This is a genomic window from Ruminococcus sp. J1101004sp1_RTP21198st1_B9_RTP21198_201120 (genome assembly GCF_040924245.1).
Classification (GTDB): Bacteria; Bacillota; Clostridia; order Lachnospirales; family Lachnospiraceae; genus Blautia_A; species Blautia_A faecis.
Genome location: NZ_JBCOMI010000021.1, coordinates 36,294 through 57,379, shown reverse-complemented (window position 1 = coordinate 57,379; position 21,086 = coordinate 36,294). Strand labels below are relative to the sequence as shown.

18 protein-coding genes, 1 pseudogene and 1 riboswitch are annotated in these 21,086 nt (G+C 44.9%); of the genes and pseudogenes, 2 read left to right on the top strand and 17 right to left on the bottom strand.

All coding sequences use genetic code 11. The features are described 5' to 3' along the window. Window positions 1–2: 2 nt before the first annotated feature. The 14 genes and pseudogenes from ribE to AB5618_RS14475 form a co-directional block, all read right to left on the bottom strand. On the bottom strand, window positions 3–656 hold the full coding sequence (gene ribE, locus AB5618_RS14540; RefSeq protein WP_004844978.1) for a riboflavin synthase: 654 nt from the start codon (window positions 654–656) through the stop codon (window positions 3–5). Next, the gene (gene ribD / locus AB5618_RS14535; RefSeq protein ID WP_148462640.1) at window positions 638–1,765 is read right to left on the bottom strand and encodes a bifunctional diaminohydroxyphosphoribosylaminopyrimidine deaminase/5-amino-6-(5-phosphoribosylamino)uracil reductase RibD; all 1,128 of its coding nucleotides are present in this window, start codon (window positions 1,763–1,765) and stop codon (window positions 638–640) included. Before ribD ends, ribE begins: the two co-directional genes overlap by 19 nt. Before the next feature lie 275 nt (window positions 1,766–2,040). Continuing rightward, a riboswitch (FMN riboswitch) is annotated at window positions 2,041–2,155 on the bottom strand. Window positions 2,156–2,627: 472 nt separating this feature from the next. Continuing rightward, window positions 2,628–3,434, bottom strand: a complete 807-nt coding sequence (locus tag AB5618_RS14530) for a class I SAM-dependent methyltransferase (RefSeq protein WP_148462642.1) — start codon at window positions 3,432–3,434, stop codon at window positions 2,628–2,630. 24 nt (window positions 3,435–3,458) lie between these two features. Further along, on the bottom strand, window positions 3,459–4,274 hold the full coding sequence (locus AB5618_RS14525; protein WP_148462643.1) for a class I SAM-dependent methyltransferase: 816 nt from the start codon (window positions 4,272–4,274) through the stop codon (window positions 3,459–3,461). A 16-nt stretch (window positions 4,275–4,290) separates the two neighbouring features. After that, complete coding sequence (locus tag AB5618_RS14520) at window positions 4,291–6,024, bottom strand: ABC transporter ATP-binding protein (protein ID WP_148462644.1); 1,734 nt, start codon at window positions 6,022–6,024, stop codon at window positions 4,291–4,293. Between the two features lies 1 nt (window position 6,025). Beyond that, window positions 6,026–7,797 (bottom strand): annotated as a pseudogene (locus tag AB5618_RS14515) (ABC transporter ATP-binding protein). A gap of 110 nt (window positions 7,798–7,907) precedes the next feature. Further along, complete coding sequence (locus AB5618_RS14510; RefSeq protein WP_368357142.1) at window positions 7,908–8,522, bottom strand: TetR/AcrR family transcriptional regulator; 615 nt, start codon at window positions 8,520–8,522, stop codon at window positions 7,908–7,910. 239 nt (window positions 8,523–8,761) lie between these two features. Continuing rightward, a complete protein-coding gene (locus tag AB5618_RS14505) occupies window positions 8,762–9,190 on the bottom strand; it encodes an ECF-type sigma factor (RefSeq protein ID WP_148462647.1) in 429 nt (142 codons plus the stop codon). 400 nt (window positions 9,191–9,590) lie between these two features. Then, complete coding sequence (locus AB5618_RS14500; RefSeq protein WP_148462648.1) at window positions 9,591–10,010, bottom strand: metal-dependent transcriptional regulator; 420 nt, start codon at window positions 10,008–10,010, stop codon at window positions 9,591–9,593. Window positions 10,011–10,021: 11 nt separating this feature from the next. Further along, on the bottom strand, window positions 10,022–11,758 hold the full coding sequence (locus tag AB5618_RS14495) for an ABC transporter ATP-binding protein (protein ID WP_148462649.1): 1,737 nt from the start codon (window positions 11,756–11,758) through the stop codon (window positions 10,022–10,024). Window positions 11,759–11,771: 13 nt separating this feature from the next. Then, window positions 11,772–13,517 (bottom strand): ABC transporter ATP-binding protein, encoded by a 1,746-nt coding sequence (locus tag AB5618_RS14490; protein WP_148462650.1) that lies wholly within the window; start codon window positions 13,515–13,517, stop codon window positions 11,772–11,774. Next, window positions 13,514–14,986, bottom strand: a complete 1,473-nt coding sequence (locus AB5618_RS14485) for an ABC transporter ATP-binding protein (protein ID WP_368366858.1) — start codon at window positions 14,984–14,986, stop codon at window positions 13,514–13,516. The genes AB5618_RS14490 and AB5618_RS14485 overlap by 4 nt, the downstream gene beginning before the upstream one ends. Before the next feature lie 12 nt (window positions 14,987–14,998). Continuing rightward, window positions 14,999–15,739 (bottom strand): energy-coupling factor transporter transmembrane component T, encoded by a 741-nt coding sequence (locus tag AB5618_RS14480; RefSeq protein ID WP_148462652.1) that lies wholly within the window; start codon window positions 15,737–15,739, stop codon window positions 14,999–15,001. Next, the gene (locus AB5618_RS14475; protein WP_148462653.1) at window positions 15,739–16,323 is read right to left on the bottom strand and encodes an MptD family putative ECF transporter S component; all 585 of its coding nucleotides are present in this window, start codon (window positions 16,321–16,323) and stop codon (window positions 15,739–15,741) included. The genes AB5618_RS14480 and AB5618_RS14475 overlap by 1 nt, the downstream gene beginning before the upstream one ends. Before the next feature lie 207 nt (window positions 16,324–16,530). On the opposite strand from AB5618_RS14475, the gene AB5618_RS14470 reads away from it, so the two are divergent. Together AB5618_RS14470 and AB5618_RS14465 are read left to right on the top strand one after the other, a co-directional pair. After that, entirely contained in the window at window positions 16,531–17,532 is a 1,002-nt protein-coding gene (locus AB5618_RS14470; RefSeq protein ID WP_148462654.1) for an AraC family transcriptional regulator, read from the top strand. Window positions 17,533–17,839: 307 nt separating this feature from the next. Next, window positions 17,840–18,868: a transposase gene (locus tag AB5618_RS14465; RefSeq protein ID WP_330602413.1), complete on the top strand. Its 1,029-nt coding sequence runs from the start codon at window positions 17,840–17,842 to the stop codon at window positions 18,866–18,868. Between the two features lie 151 nt (window positions 18,869–19,019). On the opposite strand, the gene AB5618_RS14460 is transcribed toward AB5618_RS14465, so the two are convergent. From AB5618_RS14460 to AB5618_RS14450, 3 genes are all read right to left on the bottom strand, one after another. Further along, a complete protein-coding gene (locus tag AB5618_RS14460) occupies window positions 19,020–19,349 on the bottom strand; it encodes a hypothetical protein (RefSeq protein WP_148462655.1) in 330 nt (109 codons plus the stop codon). Window positions 19,350–19,537: 188 nt separating this feature from the next. Beyond that, window positions 19,538–20,131: a TetR/AcrR family transcriptional regulator gene (locus AB5618_RS14455; RefSeq protein ID WP_148462656.1), complete on the bottom strand. Its 594-nt coding sequence runs from the start codon at window positions 20,129–20,131 to the stop codon at window positions 19,538–19,540. Between the two features lie 231 nt (window positions 20,132–20,362). Next, entirely contained in the window at window positions 20,363–20,818 is a 456-nt protein-coding gene (locus AB5618_RS14450; RefSeq protein WP_226837918.1) for a group II intron maturase-specific domain-containing protein, read from the bottom strand. Between the last annotated feature and the right edge of the window lie 268 nt (window positions 20,819–21,086).

Sequence of the window (21,086 nt, the reverse complement as noted above, 5' to 3'; positions counted from 1 at the left end):
TTCTAAAACCCGAATTCTTCAAGAAACTCCATCGTAATTCCGGATTCTTTTTTCTCTTCTTCGTTTTTTCTGATGCCAAGCAGTTTTTCTACGTATTTTCCGATCACATCATTTTCCAGATTAACCAGATCCCCCGGCACCTTTTCCAAAAGAGTGGTTTCTTCTCCTGTATGTGGAATGACCGACACCTGAAAACCAGCTTCATCAACCCTTGCAACTGTCAGGCTGATCCCATCAATACAGACGGATCCTTTTTCCACGATCAGATGCAAAATCTGTGGCGATGTCTCAATTGATACCCAGATGGCATTTTCTTCCCGGAGCATGGAACGTATCACGCCAGTCCCATCAATATGGCCGCTTACTATGTGTCCCCCGAACCTGCCGTCTGCAGCCATTGCACGTTCCAGGTTTACCTGGCTTCCGGCCTTGCAGCTGCCAAGACTGCTTCTTCTGATCGTCTCTGCCATCACATCGGCAGTAAATCCGTCCGGCTGAATCGACGTAACTGTCAGACACACACCATTCACAGCGATACTGTCACCGATCCTTGTCCCTTCCAGGACTTTCCGGGCTTTCACTGCCAGGATCCCTGATTCCCCTGTCAGCTGTATATAACGGACTTTTCCTTTCTCTTCTACGATTCCTGTAAACATGATTCCTCCTGTTTTTTATCACACACCTGACATTTTATCCGGATATCCTTACCGATCTGACAGATATCTGTATATTTCAGTTCCACTGCTTCAGACGGCAGTTCAACTCCAATACCCTCTACCGGTGTCTTCCCAGCCACACCGCCAAACAGCTTTGGTGCCACAAAAGCCTGTACTTCCTTTACAATTCCAGCTCGCAGTGCACTGTCATTTAACGTACCTCCTCCCTCCAGGAGGATGCTGTCAATGCCTCTGTTTCCAAGATCTGCCATCAGCTTCTTAAGGTCTATCTGATTCTTTTCGTCGGGACAGTAAATGGTTTCAACTCCCATGGTATGTAATATTTTTATTTTCTCTTTTGCATTTTTCTGTTCTGCATAAGCCACGATCGTCCGGTACTTTTCCGCACTTTTTACAATCTGACTGCCCGGCGGGATCCTGAGCTTACTGTCACACACAATCCTAACAGGACTTTTCCAGCCTTCTACCCGGACGTTTAACATCGGATCATCTGCAAGCACAGTTCCAATACCAGCCATGATTCCCATGTACTGATGCCGCATATGCTGTACTTCTTTTCGTGCAGATTCTCCGGTGATCCATTTTGATGCTCCTGTTTTCGTTGCGATCTTCCCATCCAGTGTCATGGCATACTTCATTACCACATAAGGGGTCTTCGTAGTAATATAATGGAAAAACACCGGGTTCAGCTGATCACATTCTTCTCTCATAAAATCTTCAACTACTGTTACACCGGCTTCCCTTAACATCTGTACACCTTTTCCTGCCACTTTCGGATTCGGATCTCTGGAACCGATCACCACTTTTCTGATCTTCTGTTCAATGATCGCTTCCGTACATGGAGGTGTTTTACCATGATGACAGCAAGGCTCCAACGTGACATAAATCACCGCACCTTCTGCTGATTCTGTAAGAGAAGCAATTGCATTACGTTCCGCGTGAAGTTCTCCATACTTTTTATGATAGCCTTCCCCGATGATCTTTCCGTCTTTTACGATCACTGCCCCTACCATAGGATTGGGATTCGTCCAGCCTTCTCCTTTTTTGGCCAGTTGAATAGCCCGAAGCATATATTCCTGATCCGTCATTTCTATTCCTTCTTTCTTATTCCTGTTCTTTGCCTGGGCTACGCCGAGGCTTTTAAACATGTGCAATCGGATTCACAGACAAGTGAATGGTATAGTTATTTCGAAAACGATGTACCAGATACAAAAAAGCCTGCAGAAATATCTGCAGGGTGGAATTGATCTGTTACATATGATTGATAAATGAATGTCTGATTTTCCTATATAAAAAGCTCTGAAATGGATCATCATCTCAGAGCTCTGATACTACATTCATTCATACAAAAAATCAACTGTACTATCATCTTCTTCCATCCAGACTGTACTGTCGGCCCCGGAATCTCACCGGATCATGCCTCTCGGCTCGCGGGCTTTACCGCCGGTAGGGAATCTCACCCTGCCCTGAAGATATCTTTTTGTTTATTTTAATACTTTATCTGTTGTTTGTAAAGCAGAATTTTTATTTTACTTAGTTTACTGATGGAGATAGAATATCCATATACACAATAAATATCCTCATTTTATCCATATATTATATCGTTTTATGAATTGTTTTTTTATTAAAATTACACTATTTTTTCACTATTTTTCATTACTTCATCGTTTTCGCCAGTGAATTGAGCAATGCCCACATCTCTGGATTAGCCAATACTTTTGCCAGAAGTTCCGGATCGACTTCATCAGCAACAGAACCGTCACAAGCAACCAAACGATAACGGTTTCTGTATAGAGTTGGTTGAAGCTTCTGGTTAAAGATTTGCAAAAGTTCCCATAGTGCATTATCTTTTAATTTTGCACGCTGGTGATAGAAAGCGGCTTTTGATGGTGTTTCATCAGTGCGTCCGAAAAAATGATAAAGTTCTCTCTCTCTGATATTGTATATCCACTATAGTTTTAGATGTATCATCTTTACCATCTTGAATTGATCAGAAACTGTCATACTGACCTTTGTGGATAGCTTTAAGCCATTTTTAGGGATGTAACGATAGTATGGTTCCTCCGCAATCACCTTCACATTACCCCCGATCTTTGCTGCCAGTTCTTCCGCTGAATCCACATAAAAGAACATTTGTGCATCGGCATGGCCGACCTGTTTCATATATTTTTTCTTCATCATGGTCATTCCTCTTTTGTTCACCGTATCAAAAACAACTTCCATATTTCCAAATTGCCCAATCATACGCAGAAGGGCAATGACCTTATGTTCCTCAAAATAATGAAATAACCCGCCTGCAGTAACGAGAATAGGAGCATCAAGTACATCATTGCGAACTTTTTTGATCCAATCCTTTGCAAAGGCATCCCCGGAAATATATAATTCCCTCTCTGGTTCGGGAAGAAGTCCCCGCCGGTATTCGATTACATGAGGCAGATCCACGGCATACCAGTGTGTCTTCCCGTTATCACATCGGTGATAGGTTGTCTCCAGACCACAGCCCAGTTGGACAATCACACCGTCCGGTCTGCGTTCCAGAAAAGACCGAATAATCCGATCCATATTAGCAGACCGGGAAGCAGAGGCCAAAAGCGTATACTGGTTCTGCATATTCTGTTCAATCAAGTCTAACGGCAGCCTATTTTTCAATTCCAATGCCTTTTTATCATATAAAATTTGCGAGCAATGCTCACTAGCATAAATTCTTCCCAGCATAGGGACAAACAGGGTATCCTCCACGACTCCTAACTTGGACATAGCCAAACCTCCTGTTTTGATACATTACTTTCTGCCGACAAGCAGCCGGGAAGACCCCAGCATCATCATGGCAGCCCGACGGTGGGAGCCAAAAGCTTCCTGTGCAGTGTCAACGAGTCGTACTTCCTCATACCCCATATCCCGCAGTTTCTGCGCAAAATCTTCCATGTCACCGTACATCTTTTGTTTCATATCATCGTTAAGTGCAAAGACGCCGCCTTTTTTCAATACCCGCAGGCTTTCCAGCAGCAGTTTCTGCATATCAGCACCCATAACATTGTGATAGACATAGTTGCTGATGACTACATCAAAACTCTCATCAGGAAAATCCAGCTGCTTCGCATCACCGTGCTGAAATACACAGCGGGAAGCCACGCCCTCACTGGCAGCATTCTTCTCGCAGAGTGCTTTGCTGTAATTGTACACAGCGCCCCAGTAATCAACACCGATCACTTTTGCTTTCGGCCATGTCAGAGCTGAACGGATTGTCAATGCTCCGGAGCCGCAGCCTACTTCCAGAATCTTCCCCTCGCCGTCATAGTCCAGATGAGAAAGAACGACTCGATGAACCTGTTCCATGATTCCGCCACCGCCAAAGGCATACTGCCGCCTGATCCATGTGATCCAGATCAGCAAAACCAAAAGTGCGATTGTGATAACAGTAAACAGAACACCAAGAACAGCGACATGTAATACATAAAAAGAGAGGACAGCCAGCACAGCGGTCAAAACTCCGATTCCGCCAATGATGTAAAAGACAGGGTTGGACATCCAGCTTCCATAGTCTTCTCCGTGGGTACCAAGTCGGATATTTTCCTGCTTACAATGGTTCTTGTTCATTACATTTCCTCCTTCTTTACCCAAGTTTCCAATTCTGGCTTTCTGTCTGCAGTTTTACCATATGGGCATATACACCATTCTTTTCTTCCAGATCCTTTGGTGATCCTTCTTCTGCAACTGTACCATCAGAAAGGACAACGATCTTATCTGCTCCGGCTACGGTACGCATCCTGTGGGCGATAACCAGAACGGTTTTATCTGCGATCAGACGGGAAAGGGCTGTCTGTATCAGAGTTTCATTCTCCACATCCAGGGAAGCAGTAGCTTCATCCAAAAGAATGATCGGCGCATTTTTCAGAAATGCACGGGCAATAGAGATGCGCTGGCGCTCTCCGCCGGAAAGTTCACAGCCATTTTCCCCGATATTGGTATGCCATCCATCTGGTAATTTTTCTGCAAATTCATCTACATTGGCAAGTTTCGCAGCCGCAATGACCTGTTCATCTGTGGCGTCTTTGTTTCCGATTCGGATATTTTCCAGAATCGTATTGTCAAACAGCGTAACATCCTGGAATACGATGGAATACAGAGAAAGCAGTGTTTCCGGGTCTATTCGGGATACATCCATGCCTCCCACGGTAATCTTTCCTCTGTTAATATCCCAGAACCTTGCTGCCAGCCGGGATACGGTTGTTTTTCCGCCGCCGGACGGGCCCACCAGAGCCGTAACCTCTCCCTGCTTTGCCGTAAAGGAGACATCTTTCAATACAGTTTCTCCGGTATTATAGGCAAACCCGACATGGTCAAAGACAATATCATACCCCTGATTGGAAAGCCTATCACTGCCCTGCTGGATGGGATGATCGAGAATTTCATTCATACGGGCAATGTTGGTTCGTGTACTGATGACTGCCGCAAGATTCTGGAGTGCGCCCTGCAGAGGGTCATATAAACGGGATACTACCAGAAGGAACATAAAGAATGTAAGCACGGAGAGGCTCCCTTGCATGAGCAGAACAGCTCCCACCAGTGCAACCGTTGCAATACCAAGCTTCAGCACCAGTGACGCGGAAACCACAAAAGCAGCAAGACCAAATTCATTGAGAATGGAACGATACTCCACAGCACGGATTTTCTTTTCCAGACCTTTTAAATATGCCTGCTCCGCATTGTTCGCTTTCAGGTCACGAACTGTTTCAATACACTCCTGTATCCCGTCTGCGCAGGCCATCTTCACATCCATGGCTTTCTGATTCAGATTTTCCTGAATCTTTGCGGAAAATCCCACAATCGCAAAGGCAACCGGCAGAACCCATAAGGCAGCCAGTGACATTCTCCAGTCCGTAAAGAGCAGACCGATGGAAATCAGGATCGTAGAAATGATTGAACCTGCAAGCTCAGGGATAAAATGTGAAAAACTCTGCTCCAGGAAGGTGCAGTCCGCCATAATGGTACTGGTAAGATCGGCTAAATCCTTTTTCCCGAAAAAAGAAAGGGGGATTTTGCGCAGATGCTCTGCCAGAGTAATACGGCGGATGCCGCTTTCTTTGTAAGTGGCAAAATAGGTGGCATTGTATTGAAAGAAAGTGGTCAGCAGTATCAGGCCGATACACACCACGCAGCCTGCCACATAAAATGGAATTTTCCCACCGGGAACACCCCCGTTCATCAGATCGCTGACCAGGTAATATAAAAGTCCCACCGGGAACATAAAAGACAGATTCTGAAGGACACAGGCCAGGCAGCCTTTGATTAGGTCTTTTGCTCCCTGTTCAGACAGGGCATATTTTTTCTGCAGTTTTTTGATCATATCACTGCACCTCCTTTGTTACCTTCCATTGTACGGAAGTCTGGTAATTTTTCCACATACGGCTGAAAATGCCGTCTTTTGCAAGCAATTCACGGCTGTTCCCGCACTCGGCAACCTGTCCGTCGCAAATGACAAAGATCTGATCCACATTTGTTACGGTAGAAAGCCTGTGGGCAATCATAATCACCGTCTTTCCCTCGGAAAGTCTTGAAAAAGCAGCCTGTACGCGCTTTCGTTATCCGGGTCAGCAAAGGCAGTGGCTTCATCCAGAATGATGATTGGTGCATTTTTCAGCATTACACGGGCAATGGCAATTCGCTGCTGCTCGCCGCCGGAAAGATAGACACCTTTTGTACCGATGACCGTATCCACACCCTGTGGGAGTTTTTCCAGAATATCATCGCATTGGGCGTGATGAAGGGCAGCCAGAACTTCCTCACGGGTAGCTTCCGGTTTCCCCATACGCACATTTTCCAGAATGGATGCCTTGATCAGACGGCTGTTCTGAAATACGAAAGACACTGTGTTCATGAGTTCCTCTTTCGGGATGTCTTTCACATTAACACCACCGATTTTTACCATTCCGCTCTGTGGATCAAAGAATCGGGAAATCAGGTTGGCAAGGGTTGTTTTTCCACCGCCGGATGGGCCTACAAAAGCTACCGTCTGTCCTGCAGGAATGGTGAGTGAAATATCTTTTAATACTTCTTTTTCTCCATCATAGCTGAAATGAATCGATTTCAGTTCCACGGAAGCATTTTGCGGATGCATAGGATGTCTGGTTTCCTCCAGAGGCTTCAAATGCAAAACGCTGTCAATTCTCTGTAAAGCGTCATCTACGATCATGGCATTTTCACTTTGGAACATGATGCGTGTCAGTGTAACAGAAATAACCGGTGTAATGATAATATAGAAAATGAGATCCAGTAAAAAACTGGAAGTCACACCCTCTTGCGTAAGCAACAGTCCTCCGGCGATCAGTGTGGCAAAAACTCCGTTAATTGCAGCTGTATAGAACATCATCGGTGTCCGAAGCTGCTTAGTATAAGCAATCACCCATACTTTATACCGGTCAATGGAGTCTTTAAACTTCTTAAAGGAAAAGATCGTCTGGCCAAAAGTTTTTACCACCGGAATCCCGCGGACATACTCTACCGCTTCATTGGACATATCATCCAGCGCATTCTGGTATTCTTTCATCTTTTCCTGCATCTGCTTTCCGGTCATTGCCATCATGATCAGAAACCCCAGCACAACCGGAACAAGGCTCAATAGTCCCAGTCTCCAGTCAAACACGAACAACAGCACCAAAAGACCGCAGGGGGTTGCAATGGCATTGGCTCTGTCGGGAAGCTGATGGGCGAGATAGGTTTCGGTGGCTGCGCTGGATTCGTTGACAATCTTGCGCAGTTTTCCGCTGCCAAAACTCTCGGCAAACCCAAGAGGAAGCTTAACAATATGCTCCATGGTCTGGATACGCAGGTTTGTGGCGATACGAAATGCTCCCAAATGGGAACACATCAGCCCTGCTATGTAGACAAGCACCGCTATAACCGCAAACAATACTGCCATCCAGCCATTACCGGTCAGGTTCTGTGCCTGGCCAAAATTCGGTGCCACCTCCAATACTTCCTTGATCATTTTCCAGATGTAATAGAAGGGTACCAGAGCAATCAGGGCACTGATTGCAGAAAGCACCCAGGAAGCATAGGTCAGGTACTTATGGCTGCCTGCAATTTCCAGCAGGCGTGATAAATTGGATTGTTTTTTCAAAAAAATTCCTCCTTTTCTTTGTGTTTATGATAAAGAGAACACGTCTATGTTCTTACAATATCCGAATTTAGGTTAGCAGTAGCTAACTGTCAAACAAAAATTATAAGGCATTACTGCCCCATAATTTTCATCCATCCTGCTGTATAAAAGGCGCGCATTTCTCTAACGTAGTTTTCGGCATCTTTTAGCGGCATTTCATGAATGATCAATTCAAAAAAAGTATGAAACATGCCGGTGATCAGAATATGCTCCAGCGAAGGATCGATATGGGGAGAGGGCCTTCCAAGCTTCCTTAAAACCTCCTGATAGGCATGAGTCCCTTCCACTTCAATCTCCACCATTTCATCAATTAGCCCGGCAAATTTTGTTCCTTCCGAACAGACAAGGATCAGTTTACATTCCTCTAAATGCTCATACGCATAATGAAGAATATCGTACATGCAGATTCCCGAAATATCACTCATGACTTCCGGCTGTCTGGCAGCTGGAAGTTCAGCAAACTCCTGCTGTGCCTTTATAAAACGGTTGCGAATATATTCATAATGCTCACCAACGATGGCTTCAAAAAGTTCTTCTTTACTTTTGTAATATCCGTAAAAGGCTCCGGTAGTCATTCCCACGGATTTCACAATATTCCGCAGGGAAGCGTCTTTATATCCTTTTTCTAAAAATTCTGCTTTCGCTGCCCGATGGATATTTTCTAAAGTCGTTCCATTTCCGTTTATTTTGCACACCTCCTATATAACAGTGCTATATAACACTGTTATAATTTTAATCTTTAAAAAAGATTTTGTCAAGAGCAACAAGAAATAGTTGCATAAAAACAGCAATCCAAACATCATTCTGCACTTTATTACTGATAAAATTTTTAAATACTGGTTTTGACAAAAGTTTTATTTTTTCTAACTAAAATGATAAGCAGGGTGGAGTTTGTTATCACACCCTGCTTTGTGATTATAATGAATTATTCAAAGATCTTCTTCACTTTTTCTTTCAGCCTGTCCATGCGTCTGTAAACCGCCTTTTCGGTAATCTTCAGATACCTGGCAATTTCATGAGTGCTATACCCCTGGATCTTCATCAGAACGATCTGCAGGGTAAGCCTGTCCACTGTGATCAGTACATGATACAATTCCTGATTTTCAATATGATCCAAAAAATCCTGTACTGTTTTCGGTTCTGCCTGATCTGTGGATGCTGCAACAGTATCAAGGTATGTACCTGTTTCCTGCACACGTTCATAATATCGTCTGTCTGAATTAAATGCCTGACGGTCATAAAGACGGATTACTTCAATTATATCTTCAGAAACACCGCTGTCTCTTAAAATCTTTTCTTCTTTCTCTTTCCAGAGCTTCCATTTGCGCTCTGCTTTTCCATGGTTATATGCCATTTTCCTTACCTCCAATCTGATTTGTTTGAACATTCAGATTGGAAAGGGTGGAGAACGGCAGCCAATACCGGAAGAAGCCTTGTCCTTTTTCCCAACAAATATCGACAAACAAAAAACCGCAAAGGCTGTTAAACCTTTGCGGCAGTGAGAAAAATAAGAACTACGTTGTAGATATAAAACTTCTACATTAGGGGCGTGAGAGTGCCACCAACAGCAGAAGATTTTTTTGACAGGCTATCCTCATTCCTGTATGAAATTATGTAGGTAGTTGCTGCTGTGGATAAGCAGCGGGGCGGCTGAAGCAGACCAGCACATAAAAAATCCCTCCAAACTCAAAACGGGTTCAGAGGGAAGATGTGTAATAAGGCATGATGAAGCCGCCCACCGAAACACCGTTTTTTTATTCGGTGGGCTTATCCTTTATCTCTTTTGACCGGGCAGAAATCTCGTTTTCCTGCTTTCTAAAAACCGCCTCTTTCAACCTTTCAAAACTTTCATTACTGATCACATGTTCTATCCGGCAGGCATCGACTTCTACAGTTTCAGGATCAACACTTGCTGCGATAAGCTGTTCCGTAAAGAAGCAATGACGTTCATAAATCTTTTCGGCCACCTCCCGGCCTACATCGGTCAAATGGAGAAAGTGATCTTCATCCATTGTGAGAAAGCCGCCATCCTTCAGAGTGTTGACCGCCACACAAACACTCGGTTTTGACACTCTCATGTGCCGGGCAACATCTACGGAGCGCACCATGCCAAGTTTCTTATGGAGAACAAGGATGGTTTCCAGATAGTCCTCCCCGGACGCATGAAGTTTCATCGCTACCTCCTTTACTGCACCAGTTTCCAGCCGATGGCCTCCTGTCTGGCCGTCACAAAGTCGGCATACAAGCCCTTCTGCTGGATCAGCTCCGCATGAGTGCCGCTCTGGACAATGTGAGCATTGTTTAACACGAGGATTTGATCAGCGCTGCGAACGGTTTTCAGGCGATGGGCAATCATAATAATGGTCTTGTCATGAGTCAGTGCCTCGATAGCCCGCTGCAATTCGTCCTCATTCTCCGGGTCAACGCTGCTAGTTGCCTCGTCCAAAATAATGATAGGCGTATTTTTCAGCATGGCGCGAGCGATGGAGATGCGCTGCTTTTCACCACCAGACAAAGTGCCGCCGCCCTCGCCGATCACAGTATCATAACCCTCCGGCAGAGCAGAAATAAAGTCATGGCAGCAAGCCTTTTTCGCCGCTTCAACCACCTGCTCATGGGTGGCGTCCGGGCAGCCAAACTTGATATTATTTTCAATCGTATCTGCAAACAGGTACACGCTCTGGAACACCATCGAGATATTCTTCATCAGACTGTCCAGTTTGAAATCCCGTACATCTTTGCCGCCAACCGTAATTCTCCCGGCGTCTACATCCCAAAACCGGGCAATCAGGTTGCACATAGTCGTCTTGCCAGAACCGGACGGGCCGACAATGGCAGTGGTCGTTCCGGCAGGGATCGTAAAGCTGACATGATCCAGAATTTTTCGGTCTGCATAGGAAAAGTCCACATTATCAAATATAATTTCCGAGGATGCCGGAACCACATCCGCCCCCTTTTCATCCATGACCGGCGTATCGTCAATAGAGTTTGCCGTATCCATAGAAGCCGCCAGCATTTGCAGCAGGGAGGCCATGTTTCCGGCGTTTTCCAGATCATTGAATACCATAAAGGAAGCGACCACCAAAATCACGCCATAGGCCAATGACAGGGAACCGTTCAGCCAGAAGTAAATGGAGGCCAGGGGCAGCAAAACACTGAACACCCGGACAACAACCTGTTTCAGGGCATCATAGGGGACACTGGCTTTTGTCAGTTTCAAATTGTCCCGGCAGCTTGCCTTGATTGCGCTGTCAATGGACTGTGTGCTGTCCTTCTCCATACCGAAGGCTTTCACGATCCCCATCCCCTGGATATACTCCAGGACGGATTCCACAAGGCTTTCCTGTGTATGCTGCCGTACTCCGCTTAAGCATGCAGATTTACGGAGCGCAAGCTCCGCCGCTGCAAGATAAAGCAGGACGCCGATAGCGGCAATCAGACCGATCCTCCAGTCAAAAACCAGCAGGACGATGACAAGCGCCACCGAATTGAAAAATCCGCCCAACACAGATACCAGCACACGCGCCGCCGAATTTTCCACATCCCCTAACGTGGTGGTAACGATAGCGGTAATGTTCCCGATACTGTTCTTGTTAAAATATCCCATCGGGATGTAACGCAGCCGGTCTCCGATGTGGATACGCTTTTCCGCCACCATACAGTAGCCGGTTTCCGTCTGCTCCATCGTGGAGAAATATGTCGTGATGATCCTTCCAACCAGGGAAACAGCCATGATGCCCAAAGAAATCCAGATAAACCGGCTGTCCCGGTTATCGGATACCAGCGCCTCCACCACGATAAAGAGGGCGGCAAACTGTAAAGCCGCAAACAGGCCGGAGAGGAACGCAAACAGCAGGGATTTTTTCAGCAGTCCCTCTTTGCTGCCAGCAAACGCAATAATTTTTTTCAATGTTCCATACATTTGACACCCCCCCTTACATCTGATCCTTTGCGCCGATATGCGCCTGCCACATATCCCGGTAAAGAGGACAGGTTTCCAGTAACTTATCATGCGTTCCCTGGGCATGGATAGTTCCATCCTTGACCACCACAATATTGTCCGAACCGATAATGGTAGACAGGCGATGGGCAATCACGATCAGCGTTTTACCCACTGTCAGGGCAGAGATTGCTTTCTGCACAACTGCCTCATTCTCTGGATCGATATATGCAGTCGCCTCGTCCAAAATGACCACAGGGGCGTCCTTCAGCATGGCGCGGGCAATGGCAATCCTCTGCCGCTCACCGCCGGAAAGATGGGAACCGGCGCTGCCGACAACGGTATCATACCCTTGATCCAACTTGCGGATAAAGGTGTCACAGCCACTTTGTTTTGCTGCCTGCTCCACCTCCGCATCTGTGGCGTCCGGCCTGCCCATGCGGATATTTTCCCGGATGCTGCGGTTAAACAGGTAATTATCCTGCGATACATAGGAAATCTGGGCGGCAATTTCAGACAGCGGTATCTCCTTCAGTTCATGGCCGCCCAGGGTAATACTGCCAGACGTAACATCCCAATACCCAGCGATCAGCTTCGCCACGGTAGATTTGCCGGAACCGGACGGTCCTACAAGGGCGGTCATGGTTCCCGGCTGGATGGAAAGGCTCACATCATGCAACACTTCGTTTTCCCCATCATAGGAAAAGGAAACATGGTCGAGTCCGATACTGGTATCTGCCAGATTTACCGGCGTATCTTTATGATCCAGTTCTTCCGCGTTCAATAGCTGGCTGATTTCCTCCACATTGGTTCCCAGTACAGCCAGGTCATCCGTAAAAGTAAAGACGGACATGATCGGCCCCACAAGCCCCAGGGAGAAAATCACAATGGAGAGGAACGCAGATAATTCCAGGCTGCCGGACAGCCAGAAGGCAAACCCACAAGGCAGCACACAGATCAGCACTGAGGGAAGGATCGCATTGTAGGCACTCATGGTTTTCTGGTTTTCCCGCATCCATTCCACATAGTAATTCGCATTGTAATTCACGGCGTCCGAATATTTCTTGTATGAACCGGCCGACTGGCTGAACGCCTTGACAACTTCAATCCCGCCGATATATTCCACAATGGCGTTCGCCATATCTTTCCCGGCTTTGACCGCGCCCTCCCATTTCTTTGGGTAACTCATCATACCGACAGACATTACGGCAAGACCGACTACCAGCGTAACAAGGGACAACAGCGCCATGCGCCAGTCCATAATGAAAAGATACACGACAATTACCACCGGAACCAGGATGTTTGCGGTCATCTGCGGGATGAGATGTGCAAACGTGGATTCCATCCCTTCCACCCGGTCAACAATCGTTGTTTTATACTGACCGGACGGAGTATCCAGGATCGTCCCCATCGGAACGCGGGCCATTTTCCCTGTCAGCCTCCCCCGGATATCCCGCAGCGTGTAATAGGCCGCTGTATGGGAAATAGTCGTTGACAGACTGGAAAACAGCACTTTCCCCAGGTAGCCGCAAAGTGCGACCATGCAAGCTGTCACATAACGGGAAAAATCCTGCTCCCCGTCCAACATCATTGTGACGATATGCGCCACACAGAAATAAGGCACCATCTGACAGGCAATGCCCAAAACCGCAAGGACGACGCTGCCGATGAATTTCCCGTGATACGGTTTGCCCCAGCCCAATAAAACACTTATTGGCGACGCTTTCTTTTCTTCCTTCATTTTTCAGATCCCCCCTTTATGAAGTATTCTCTTATTTTTCTGAGGCCATCTTCATCCATTCCGTACTGGTCGATAATCGAACCATCCTCAAGATGAATGATGTCCGTACAGCAATCTAAAATCAGTTCCAGGTCATGGGTAATGACATACACAGTGATTCCGGCATCCCTGACCTGCCGCAATACATTTGCAACCTCTTTCATATGCCTGTAATCAAGGCCGCTGGTCGGTTCATCAAAAAACAGGATCGAGCGTTTTGAAGCGATTACCGAAGCAATCGCAACCCTTTGTTTCTGGCCACCGGACAGGGACATGGGATGCCTGTCCTTAAAATCCAGTAAATCTAACCGACTTAGGATTTCTTCTGCTCGCTTCTGGTTTGCTTCCTCCATACTGATCAGCACTTCATCAAGGACCGACTCGGTGAAAAGCTGATGATTTACCTCCTGCATGACCATATAGCAGGTATTCAGCCGGTCTTTCGGACGGTATTTCTTTCCGTTCCAGACAATCTCCCCACAGCGCTTCTCCAAGCCGCAGAAACAGCGTGAAAAAGTGGATTTCCCGGCGCCGTTATTCCCGATAATTCCAACGATCCGGTTCGTAGGGATTTCACAATCCATGATATGTAAGGTTTCCGGTTCGTTTTTATAGGCAAAGTGGAAATTACGAAGCGCAAGGGCGGTCTTTGCCTGCTGCGGTAAAAACGGAGGCAGGAGACGCCCCAAAGCAAACGTGCGCAGTCCCATATCGGAACGCTGCTGCTCCGTGAGCTGCTCAAATTCTGCCGCAGAATAATCATGACTCACCTGCCCGTCTGCCAGATAGATAAACCGATCCGCTAGACCGCGAAGATAATAAAGCCGATGTTCCGATACAATGATTGTTTTCCCCTGCGATTTCCAAAACGCAAGAATCTTTCTCAGATCAAGGATGGAAGCCGCATCCAGGTTAGATGAGGGTTCGTCCATAACGAGAACATCCGGTTCCATAATGGATACCCCGGCACAGGCAATCTTTTGTTTCTCCCCGCCAGATAAGTGGAAGATATTACGGTCCATCAGCTTCTCCAGCCGGAAGTCCCGAACCGTTTTTGCCAGCCGTTCCCGGATGTCTTTTTCTGGCTGTCCAAGATTTTCGCAGCCAAATGTAATTTCACTGGTGGTATCCACATTGAAAAACTGGGACCGGGGGTTTTGAAACACGCTGCCCACAACTGCAGCTGTATCGTAAAGGGGCTGTTCGGAAACCTTGGCTCCATTTACCCATACTTCTCCCGTCATCTTTCCCTCATAATAATGGGGGATCAGTCCATTAATCAGGCGGGTGACCGTAGTTTTTCCACACCCACTTTCACCGCAAAGGACAACAAACTGACCATCCTCTATATTTAGATCAATATCCCGAACACCGCCGGTATTTTCATTCTCTTCTCCATAAGAAAATGAAATATGGTCAATCTTTATCATAAGCTCACCCCCTTAAAAAGAAAAATACTGTCCCAGCAAAAACAGAGCGAAACATAAAGCACAGAGCAGGATCGCAATCATGTCCTGAACATGAAAACCAATCTGACATACGTTAGTCCGTTTGACCGGAGCGCCAAGCCCCCGCGTCAGTGCAGCGGCGGAAAGTTCATCTCCGATTTTCACAACAGACACCATCAGCGGTACAAGACGGTATTCCACCATCAAAAATGGATTTTTCCCTCCAAACCGGATACCCCTCATTTTCATTGCATCACTGATCGCCTGGTATTCTTCGCTGATCGTAGGGAAAAAACGAAAAATAACAGACAAAGGGATGACGATTTTCTCTGTCAGGTGCATACGTTCCATCGAACCGATAAACTCACTGACTGAGGTGGAGGAAAGCAGCCAGGCCCCCGTCATAATACCAGGGGCAAACCGCGTCATAATGGATGTCATCGCCAAAACCACAAAGGACAGCAGATCGCTTAATGTCGTCAGCGCTATGCGTTCCAGTGCAAAGCAGGCGAGATATAAAAGCAGGTATTTGCCTGCCGTTTTGAAGCGGCGTTCCGACAGGATCAGCACAAAGGGGATTAGGCTTAACACAGGTTTTACAAAATTCATAATCCCTTCGTTGCCGGTGCTGAACATCAATGTAGTAACCGTCAACAGCAAAATCAACTTCGTACGCGGGTCGAGCCGGATTCCTTTCCTTTTGTCCGTTGTGGCGGAAAAGGATACCCCCTCCATTATGCGATGCCCGCTTTCGCAAAATGTTTTTTCAGAAGCGTTTTTCCAAGCAGTCCGCCCAAAATGGCAAAGACAAAAATCCCGGCAACCACAAGGATAATGCTCCACATCGGCATAACCGCCATTACCCGGTCGGCATATTCCTCCCCGAAGCTGGCGGCAAAGCTGGCCCAGGAGTCCTCGACCATAAAATACATCGGAATATATGTACCTACCATCCACAGGCTAAATACAGCATAACCAAGGATGCTTTTCTTTGCACTTTTATAGTCGCCGGATTTCAAAATGAGATCCCCAAGCAGGCCGAAAATCAGTCCCACAGGAACACCCCAAAATCCCATGCCGGTAAGTCCCATCAGCAGGCCGCTCAAAACACCCATGATTGTAACCATGCCGAATTTCTTAACCCTTGTTAGGAACAGCATGAAAGGGATACCGGTAATCAGCGACCACAGGCTTCCGAGAACAGGAAGAAAGATCGGGACAAACCCAATCGGAATGGCGACACAGCAACCAATGACAAAGTAAAGAACCGTGAACAGACCAAGGTTAATGAGGTCTTTTGCTTGTAACTTGTTATTCATGATGAATACCTCCACATTCGTTTTTTAGTTAGCATCTTCTAACCTTTTATAGGATAGCATAGTACCGGCTGATTCTCTACAACCAATCATCTTTTTAGCTCCAAACAGCACCGAGTTTTTCTGTTGACTGACTTTGACTGTGATCTTATAATAGAAGTGCAAGGCTCAAACAGAGCGGTTAACAGACCAAATGACAGGAGTTAGAAAATGAAGATAGATGAAATTATCAAGAAAAGCATTGAAATTCCAGGTATATCTATAAAACGGGGCGAATTTAGCGCAGAACTCATTTTAAAGGAGAGAGACGGGAAAGGTTCCATGACTTTTTTCCCTCTGTTCCCAGGAGTTACATTGGCTTATATTTTTGTGAACTCTCCTGCCTGGACAGCCCCAGACTTTCACGATAATGGCTCCATGGAAACAGGACCTTTGCTCTTAAATTACTGTGTAACAGGACGATGCGAACTCATCCTGAATAACGGAAACTTTGTGTATGTGAAAGATGGGGAGATATCCTTAACCGAACGATTCGCCAGACAGCAATACGTTTATCCCCGCCGAATCTATGAAGGAATTGAGTTTTTTGTGGATATGGATACCGTAAATGCTCAAAGCTCCTGGGTAGAGGCTGAATTTGATATTGATTTCCACAGACTCAGAGATCTTTACTGCCCGGATGGGGGTACTTATATTGCGTCGGTTACGACTGAGATAGAAGAAGTCTTAAAAAAGCTGTGGTCATTACTGGATATTTCTGTTCCGCTGGCAATCCCACAAATGAAAATCTATACCCTTGCCCTGTTTTCACTGCTTCAAAATCTGAAAGAAATACCACCTTCCCAAGCCTGCACATTCTTCACAGAAACACAGGTAGACATTGCAAAACGTGTGGAAAAAATCATCACTTCTGATCTGCGCCAACACCATCCCGCGTGGGAACTGGCTGCACAGTTTTCCGTCAGTGAAACCAGCCTGAAGAACTACTTTCGGGGAGTTTATGGTCAAAATATATCAATTTATTTACGTGAAGTTCGTATGCAACGAGCTGCTGAATTACTCACTACTACAAACCTATCTGTATCGGAAATTGCAGAACAAGTTGGTTATTTGAATCAAAGCAAGTTTTCTTCGGCATTTAAGAAGCAGTTCAACGCTTCGCCATTAGAATTTAAGCGCCGCAAAAATTTAGAGAGAAATACTTCCAACTGACGGGTTCTAACATTTTTCACAATAAATAGTTTTATTAGAAACTCATGACAAATGAAGTCAGAGTCATTTCTTATGTTATAGGAAGTGACTCTGATTATTATAATTTACACCACTTTACAACTTTTTCATAAAAAAATATCGCACAGGGCTTTCTGATGTATAATGAATTTGCTGAAAACATTACAAAGGAAAGTGACCCTGTACAACAAAAGCATTATACAACGAAAAAACTCTGATTGGTAGACTTCATCAATATTTTTTGATTTATTTTGAAACTTTTTCTGTTCCGACAGCAGATACCTTATTTTTGCTGATATTATCCATACTGGCCTTAGAATCCGCACATTCCATCCGGTTTCTATATCAGCATTTTTTATCCAGAATAACGGAGAAATCACTGAATGTATTTTATTATGCGTGTTCCTATGCAAAGGTTGATTATTCCAGATTTATGAATACTACTGTCAGGATTGTTTTGAAGCTGATACCGGATTCATTGCAGACGCAGCCTGTATTTCTGTGCGTGGATGATACGATGGTATCTAAATTTGGCACAAAATTTGAAAATGTTTCAAAACTGTTTGACCATGCCGCACACAACGGTTCCAACTATCTGAATGGACACTGCTTTGTGAGTGTCATGCTCTGCGTACCTGTCTGGAATGGGGATAAAGTATATTATCTTTCCGTTCCTCTTGGCTATCGTATATGGCAGAAAAAAGAGTCTAAACTGGAACTGGCAGCCTCCATGATCCGGCAGGTTATGCCTGAATTTCACAGCAAAGATCATGTCATCATCCTTTGTGACAGCTGGTATACAAAACAGAACCTGATATCCATCGTTGATGAATATCCGAATCTGGATCTGATTGGCAGTGCAAGGATTGATTCTGTCATGTATGATCTTGCACCTGCACGGACCGGTCATCGGGGATGTCCTGCCAAACATGGAAAACGTCTTTCTGTTGAAACAGAGTTTACGTTTTCCAATGAAAAGACCGGTGATTATTATACCGGTGTCCGCCGGGTTCTCACTAAGATCTTCGGCAACAAGGAAGTCCTTGCCTATGTCACTGCCACAGAAAAAGAACATGGTACAAAACGACTGTTTTTCAGTACCATTTTCCCGGAAGATCTGCAGATTTTCTGTGCATGGCAGGAAAAAGCACCATTGAATCAGACCGGAAGTGACCGTATGAAATACATTCCACTGTTGCTATATTCGTTTCGCTGGAATATTGAAACAAGCTACTATGAACAGAAAACGTTCTGGTCTTTTTGTAACTATATGGTGAGAAGCTGCAAAGGAATTGAAATGCTGGTCAAATCTGATTAACATCAGTTACTGCGCCATGAAGATTCTACCCTATCAGAACGAACGTGGCGATAAAAATACCTGTCTGGAATTTCATCCTACAAATTCCAAACAGGTATCGTATGTTTTATCTCTTATTATTCTTTAGACTCCATATCATATCCGCCAATCATCAGATCAATGCCACAATTCCCCCGACAATCACTGCCAGCGGCAGACTCATTACCAGACTGAGGAAGAACCACTTCCAGTGGAATGCATAATCATGATACGCTTCTGTCATATCCTCTGTTCCCGGAATCACCCACCATGTTCCATGACAGAACCAGATACTGTCGATCACCAGTGCATCAAACAATGAAAATGCGTTAAAAAATATATAAGACTGTATGAATCCTGCCCCAAATGTATACTGCTTATTCACTCCACAGGTAATCACAATACTCAACACGATCATTCCAATCAGTCCAATAACTTTGTTCCTTTTCGCATTTGCATTCATCTCTTCCTGTGTCGTAATTCCTCTCTCAATTGCACGTTTCTGAATTGCCGGCGGATAATTATAAAGCTACTTCCTTGCCCCCTGCACTTTGAACAACCCCAGCATGAAAACCGAATATACCAGACTATAAACAATTGCTTCTACTACTATCTTTGCTGCCATCTTATTCACTTCTCCCTTCCTTCTCTTTACTTTTCATCCTGTATAACCATATAGTTGTATATACATTCGAATATCATATCGACATTCGTCTCAAACACCTCATCAATGAAAGTATCTCTGTTCTGTGCCATGCTGTAAATGGTTTTGAAAAAATTAATGATAATCCGGATATCAAGGTCCGGGCGGATACCATCTATACAGGCCAGATACTGCTGCACTTCCAGTTCATCGTGTTCCTTGCTGAACAATCCGTCTTTTGTCCTGTGCGATTTTAACCATACCCAGTCATCCAGCGTAAATTCCATTAAAATATTATTTTCTTTCCGGAATGATTCCCGGAAAATCCGGACTGCCTGTTCCAGAGTAAGTTTTCCATAAGATTTCACTCCTGAAATCATCTGCTCCTTCCAGACTTTCTCCTGTTCTTCGATCAAGGCTGACACATATGTTTCCTTTGATTCAAAGAAATGATAAAAGGTTCCTGTTGCAATCTCTGCTCTTTCTGCAATCAGGGATACTTTCATCTTCTTCAATCCTACTTCACGGATCAGATCATAGCCAATCGTAAGCAGACTGTTTCGAATTACTTTTCGCTGTTCTTCTGTAAAATTGGCTGGCATTTTATTCCCCCTATCATATACGCCAGTGAATATTTTATTATTTTATTCACTGCAATAAATATACCACTGGAAAGAACTCCAGACAAGTATTACTATATTTTATGAGAAAAATTATCTTTTTCCTATACATGGTAGAGTAGGCGGATGAAATTTTCATCCGCCCCTCATCAAACCGTGCATGAGGTTCTCCCTCACACGGCTTTCCGACATTCTTCTTTCTACAGCATTACGTCATGCTCTAGCCATTTTCTTTAATCCTTTTTCATAAATGCTATTTCTTACAAATCCCACCTTTGACATACGATTACGTCTCTGGTGTTTCTTGTTATACCATCTTGTAAAAGTGCAAATAATGTACCAGTCTAGAGCCTGCATCCACTTTTCGTTTCTCTTGGTGGAATAATAATTCTTCCATCCTGTGATTTTCGGATTCAGATTCTTTATTAAATCCTCTTCCTTTGCAACTAGCAGACTTCGTCTATTTACATTCCTCTTGACTTCGGCTTTCATTTTCTTCATGGCTTTTCTGTTTGGGTACTGATACGTTTCCTTGTACAGTTGTCCTTTGCGTGTTTCCGTTGTCATTCTTCTGTGGTGCATTCCGAGAAAGTCAAATCCCTCTTTTCCGTCCCACATGCTGACTATCTTTGTTTTCACTGGATGTAGCTTTAAATCCAGTTTTACCATGATATACTGCAATAAATTCAGTGCGTGATTTGCACTTTTCTTATTCTTGCAAATGATTACCGTATAACTGTTATATTTTGTTATCAAATTCTCTGTAAACCCTTGAAAACACTGGATTTGTCGCAGGTGAGATTTCCCTTATTGTTTCCCTTGTGTTATATCTTCCCATATAAGTTTACGAACTCTGATAAGGGAAAATACAAGGGCAAGAAAATTATATAAAACAGTATAACACAAAATAAAAGTGACATGGTGAACTGATTGAAAT

Excerpts from the sequence above, each read along its gene's own strand:
- ribE (WP_004844978.1), bottom strand. The coding sequence starts at position 656 with ATGTTTACAGGAATCGTAGAAGAGAAAGGAAAAGTCCGTTATATACAG.
- ribD (WP_148462640.1), bottom strand. The coding sequence starts at position 1,765 with ATGACGGATCAGGAATATATGCTTCGGGCTATTCAACTGGCCAAAAAA.
- AB5618_RS14530 (WP_148462642.1), bottom strand. The coding sequence starts at position 3,434 with ATGTCCAAGTTAGGAGTCGTGGAGGATACCCTGTTTGTCCCTATGCTG.
- AB5618_RS14525 (WP_148462643.1), bottom strand. The coding sequence starts at position 4,274 with ATGAACAAGAACCATTGTAAGCAGGAAAATATCCGACTTGGTACCCAC.
- AB5618_RS14520 (WP_148462644.1), bottom strand. The coding sequence starts at position 6,024 with ATGATCAAAAAACTGCAGAAAAAATATGCCCTGTCTGAACAGGGAGCA.
- AB5618_RS14505 (WP_148462647.1), bottom strand. The coding sequence starts at position 9,190 with ATGGCATATAACCATGGAAAAGCAGAGCGCAAATGGAAGCTCTGGAAA.
- AB5618_RS14500 (WP_148462648.1), bottom strand. The coding sequence starts at position 10,010 with ATGAAACTTCATGCGTCCGGGGAGGACTATCTGGAAACCATCCTTGTT.
- AB5618_RS14495 (WP_148462649.1), bottom strand. The coding sequence starts at position 11,758 with ATGTATGGAACATTGAAAAAAATTATTGCGTTTGCTGGCAGCAAAGAG.
- AB5618_RS14490 (WP_148462650.1), bottom strand. The coding sequence starts at position 13,517 with ATGAAGGAAGAAAAGAAAGCGTCGCCAATAAGTGTTTTATTGGGCTGG.
- AB5618_RS14485 (WP_368366858.1), bottom strand. The coding sequence starts at position 14,986 with ATGATAAAGATTGACCATATTTCATTTTCTTATGGAGAAGAGAATGAA.
- AB5618_RS14480 (WP_148462652.1), bottom strand. The coding sequence starts at position 15,739 with ATGGAGGGGGTATCCTTTTCCGCCACAACGGACAAAAGGAAAGGAATC.
- AB5618_RS14475 (WP_148462653.1), bottom strand. The coding sequence starts at position 16,323 with ATGAATAACAAGTTACAAGCAAAAGACCTCATTAACCTTGGTCTGTTC.
- AB5618_RS14470 (WP_148462654.1), top strand. The coding sequence starts at position 16,531 with ATGAAGATAGATGAAATTATCAAGAAAAGCATTGAAATTCCAGGTATA.
- AB5618_RS14460 (WP_148462655.1), bottom strand. The coding sequence starts at position 19,349 with ATGAATGCAAATGCGAAAAGGAACAAAGTTATTGGACTGATTGGAATG.
- AB5618_RS14455 (WP_148462656.1), bottom strand. The coding sequence starts at position 20,131 with ATGCCAGCCAATTTTACAGAAGAACAGCGAAAAGTAATTCGAAACAGT.
- AB5618_RS14450 (WP_226837918.1), bottom strand. The coding sequence starts at position 20,818 with ATGGTAAAACTGGATTTAAAGCTACATCCAGTGAAAACAAAGATAGTC.